This window comes from Shewanella holmiensis (assembly GCF_025370255.1).
GTDB classification, from domain to species: Bacteria; Pseudomonadota; Gammaproteobacteria; order Enterobacterales; family Shewanellaceae; genus Shewanella; species Shewanella holmiensis.
In genome coordinates, this window is sequence record NZ_JAMTCD010000050.1 from 1 (window position 1) to 5,495 (window position 5,495).

General features: G+C 48.5%; 1 protein-coding gene. It reads left to right on the forward strand.

What is annotated here, in order from left to right; all coding sequences use genetic code 11:
* Nucleotides 1-5,495: VCBS domain-containing protein (locus NE535_RS18510; RefSeq protein WP_261300027.1), on the forward strand; the 5,495-nt coding region annotated here is incomplete at both ends.

The following is a 5,495-nucleotide window of genomic DNA, read 5'->3' on the forward strand; positions in this document are numbered from 1 at the left end:
TTCCAAGCCACCTCACTACAAGGTCAATTCGGCACTCTATCGATTAACAATTTAGGTCACTGGACTTACACCGCTGATAACTCACAAACAGCCATTCAAGGGCTAAAAACCGGTGAGTCAGTTACCGATACGGTGTTAGTTCATAGCGTTGATGGCACTGAGCAAAAAATCACTGTCACCATCAATGGCACGGATGATAAAGCCGTTATTGGTGGTACAAGTACCGCACAATTAACCGAAGATAAAGACGTTCACGGTGGGCAACTCCGCGTCGATGGCGCCCTCACTGTTACTGATGCGGATAATGGTCAAAATCAATTCCAAGCCACCTCACTACAAGGTCAATTCGGCACTCTATCGATTAACAATTTAGGTCACTGGACTTACACCGCTGATAACTCACAAACAGCCATTCAAGGTTTAAAAACCGGTGAGTCAGTTACCGATACAGTGTTAGTTCATAGCGTTGATGGCACTGAGCAAAAAATCACTGTGACCATTAACGGCACGGATGATAAAGCCCAAATCGCTGGCGTTGATACTGGTTCAATAACCGAAAGCAGCGCGGGTGTCGACATGTCACCTGACTATGCTCACTCAGGCATAGCCACACTTGGCAATAAACCACTGTATGCGGATGGCAAGTTGACCATCACAGATCCCGATGTTGGCGAAGCAGGATTTGAACGCCAAGGTAGCAATGGTTATGACTATCACGGTACCTATGGTGACTTAATCTTACTCACTGATGGTACTTGGCATTATCATGCTGATGCAGGGCACAGAGCGCTTATTGGCGGTACTACGACAACTCGTGGCACCGCAATTGACCAACTCGGTGAAGGCCAAAGTCTAACCGACACGATTACTATCCACTCAAAAGATGGCACCACACACGACATCGTCATTACTATTCATGGCAGTAACGACAGGCCATATTGCTCATCTGAGGTCGTACTACAAAGTGGCAGCGAAGATACCCGCCAAACTCTGACGACAGCACAACTACTTGCCAATACCGTGGACGTCGATAAAAACGATGCCGGTAAACTAACCATTGAAAACCTACACGCCGACCATGGTTCGATATTAATTAATGGCGATGGCACCTTTACCTTTACGCCAGAAAAAGACTATAACGGCGATGTCCATTTTAGCTATGACGTTAAGGATGCCCACGGTGGTGTGACCCACACTGGCGCATCAACGACGCTCTCGGCGGTTGGCGATGCTGCCCAAATCGCTGGCGTTGATACTGGTTCAATAACCGAAAACAGCGCGGGTGTCGACATGTCACCTGACTATGCTCACTCAGGCATAGCCACACTTGGCAATACAACACTCTATGCGGATGGCAAGCTGACCATTACAGACCCCGATGTAGGCGAGTCAGGATTTGAACGCCAAGGCAGCAATGGTTACGACTATCACGGCACTTATGGCGATCTAATCTTACTCACCGATGGCACCTGGCATTACCATGCCGATGCTGGGCATCTATCAGGTATAGGTGCTAGGCCCACAACGCGTGGCACTGCAATTGACCAGCTTGGTGAAGGACAAAGCTTAACCGATACGATTACAGTCCATTCAAAAGATGGTACAACACACGATATTGTCATCACCATTCACGGCAGTAACGACAGACCTTACTGTTCATCTGAAGTTGTGCTTGCAAATGGCAGTGAAGATACACGCCAAACCTTAACCACCGCGCAACTGTTAGCGAATACCGTTGATGTCGATAAAAACGATGCCGGTAAACTAGCCATTGAAAACCTACACGCCGACCATGGTTCGATATTAGTTAATGGCGATGGCACGTTCACGTTTACCCCAGAAAAAGACTATAACGGCGATGTCCACTTCAGTTATGACGTTAAGGATGCCCACGGTGGTATGACACACACTGGCGCATCAACGACACTCTCGGCGGTTGGCGATGCTGCCACTATTGCTGGCATTGATACAGGATCGATATCCGAGAATACTGCGGGCGTGGACATGTCACCTGACTATGCCCAACCAGGCATAGCCACACTTGGCAATAAACCACTGTATGCGGATGGCAAGTTGACCATCACAGATCCCGATGTTGGTGAGGCGGGATTTGAGCGCCAAGGTAGCAATGGTTATGATTATCACGGTACCTACGGTGATTTAATATTACTCACTGATGGTACTTGGCATTACCATGCCGATGCAGGGCACAGAGCGCTTATTGGCGGTACGACGACAACTCGTGGCACCGCTATTGACCAACTCGGTGAAGGCCAAAGTCTAACAGACACGATTACTATTCACTCCAAAGATGGTACAACTCACGACATTGTTATCACTATTCATGGCAGTAACGATAGCCCCTATTGCTCATCAGAGGTGATACTACAAAGTGGCACTGAAGATACCCGTCAAACCTTAACCACAGCGCAGCTATTAGCGAATGCCGTTGATGTCGATAAAAACGATGCCGGGTTACTGACTATTGAAAATCTTCATGCCGACCATGGCTCTATTCTAAACAATGCCGATGGCACCTTCACCTTTACCCCAGAAAAAGACTATAACGGTGATGTACACTTTAGCTATGACGTCAAAGATGCACATGGTGGAGTGACGCACACTGGCGCATCAACGACACTCTCGGCGGTTGATGATGCTGCTGTCATTACAGGGACGGGCGGGCATCTGCTTGAGGAAGATAACCTCTATTACGGCTACACGATTAAAACAAGTGGCCAGTTTCAGGTCGTTGATCCTGATGGGCCAAGCCAGTCGAAGTTTCCGGACGGTTTGCATCACCACACCGGAAGTCTTGGTGGAACGTTGCAACTTTATGGTAATGGGAACTATTTTTACGATATTGACAATAGTACGGTTAACCACCTTGCTGCGGGACAGGAGGCCAAGGAAACTTTTACTATTCACAGTGTCGATGGAACGCCACACCAGGTTGAATTCGTCATCGAAGGTACCAACGATGCGCCTTTTGTGCGCGGTGCCGCTACCCTTTCTGCCGGTATTGAGGACACCGCTGTCACTTTGCACGTCGCAGATTTGCTCGCACAAGCCGGTGACTATGATGATGGTGAAACAGCGCTACTAAGTGTTCATAACCTAAGCGCAGATCACGGCACGGTCACAGACAATAAAGACGGAACGTACACTTTCAAGCCAGATGCTGATTATAACGGGACGGTACACTTTACCTACGATGTGCAAGATCCTCAGGGTGCGACGGTTGCTACCTCGGCATCAATGGCCTTGGCCGCCGTGGCCGATACACCAGTCTTGAATGTCGACATTACGGATACGGCCGATAATACCTTGAATGCCAGCGAATCTGGCGCGGCAGCTATCACAGGTAAGCTTGACCCGAGCGTAGCATCGACACTTGACCGCATTGAGATCACCGATGGCACAACGACGGTCACCGTAGACAAGGGCAATATCAACGTTGCTGCAGACGGCAGCTATCAAACAACCGCAGATCTTTCCTCCTTAAAAGACGGAACGCTGACTGTGACGGCGCATGCGACAAGTCACGACGGTACAACCGCAACCTCGACTGACACGATCATCAAAGATAGCGTGGCCAGCGTGCACAATAACAACGCCAGCATGAACGAAAATCAGCCCAGCATTCATGGCAACTTGATTGCTGATGACGAAGCCGGTGTTCAAGTGACTGGCGGGCTCGGCGAACAACTGGGCAGCTATGGCAAGTTTGTGATCCATGCTAATGGCTCCTACACCTATACGCCTGATGCACGAGCGCAAGCACTAAACCTCAATGAGCACCAGCAAGAAACCTTCACGTTTACGGTCACAGACAAAGCTGGAAATACCGCGACAGAAACCTTCCAAATCTCGCTGACAGGGCGTAATGATGGGCCAGTGGTTTCATCGAGTGTGACTTTAGCGGCGGGCACCGAGGATACCGCAGTCACATTGACTGAAGCGCAGCTGCTGGCCAATGCCTCAGATGTTGATCATGGTGAAACAGCACAGTTAAGTGTGCATAACCTAAACGCAGATCACGGCACGGTCACAGACAACAAAGACGGCACCTACACCTTCACGCCAGATAAAGACTACAACGGCGAGGTGCACTTTACTTACGATGTGAAAGATGCACACGGTGGTGTGACCCACACCAGTGCAACCACCAACTTGGCTGCAGTTAACGATAACCCTGATGTGACGCCTTTAACCGACAGTGTCAATGAGGGGGCCGATAATCATCACACCCTCAATCTGCTATTAGGTGCCACAGATAAAGAGGGCGACGCTTTAACCATCAGCCACCTTGAATATGCCATCGATGGTCAACCTCAGTCGAGCCAACTTCCAACGGGCATTACCTTAGATACTGATGGTCATACATTAATTGTTGATGCCACCAATCCCGCATTTAACCATTTGGCCAATGGTCAGTCGCAACAAATCGCTATCACTTATCAAGTTGAAGATGGCCATGGTGGAAGTACGCAACAAACCGCCACGCTTACGATTGCCGGGACAGATGATAAAGCCACACTGGTTTCTAATGTCATTCAGCTCACTGAGACACAAGCGCTGGATAGTGAATTTAAATCCTATAGAGGCCAGCTTCAGCTAATTGACCCTGATAGCGGTGATAACACTCAGTTTGTTTTTAGCGGGAAGTATTTAGGTCAAGGTTTTGCACCTGGTTACCTTGATGTTTGGCCTAATGGCACTTATCAATTCAAATTAGATGCTGGTACCAATCGTCATGCGGATGAGCTCATTGGTAGCCTGCATGCTGGCGAGTCCATGGAACTTCCCTACGAAGTCGAAACCAGTGATGGTCAAAAGCTCACCATTATGGTGAAAGTGACCGGCGAAGATAACCAAGCAAAAATTGAAGTGACGCCCTACTCCAGCCTCAATAATCATGTTTATGAAGATCACACTTCCTTTGGCAATACCACCAATCAGCTCAGCAGTGGTGGCACGTTACACGTAATTGACCCCGATCATGACCAAGCCGGTTTTATTGCACAAACCATCACCACCGCCGAAGGTGGTCGGTTCAATATCAACGCACAAGGTCATTGGTCATACAATATTGAGAATGATAAAGTCCAACATTTAGGCGCAGGGGAAAGCTTCCAGCAAACCTTTACCGTTGAATCTATTGATGGCAGTGCTAAAAAAGATATCACAGTGACCGTTCATGGCACCAACGATGCTCCAATTGCATCAGCTGAAGTGCGTTTGGCGAATGGCTTAGAAGATAGCAAAATTGTCCTAACCCCAGCACAGCTACTGGCTAATACTAGCGATGTTGATGACAACGATATTGGCAAATTATCCATTGAAAACCTCCATGTCGACCATGGTTCGATACTGAACAATGGCAATGGCACCTTCACCTTTACCCCAGAAAAAGACTATAACGGCGATGTCTATTTTAGCTATGACGTTAAGGATGCCCACGGCGGAATAACCCACACCAGCGCAAGTACGAC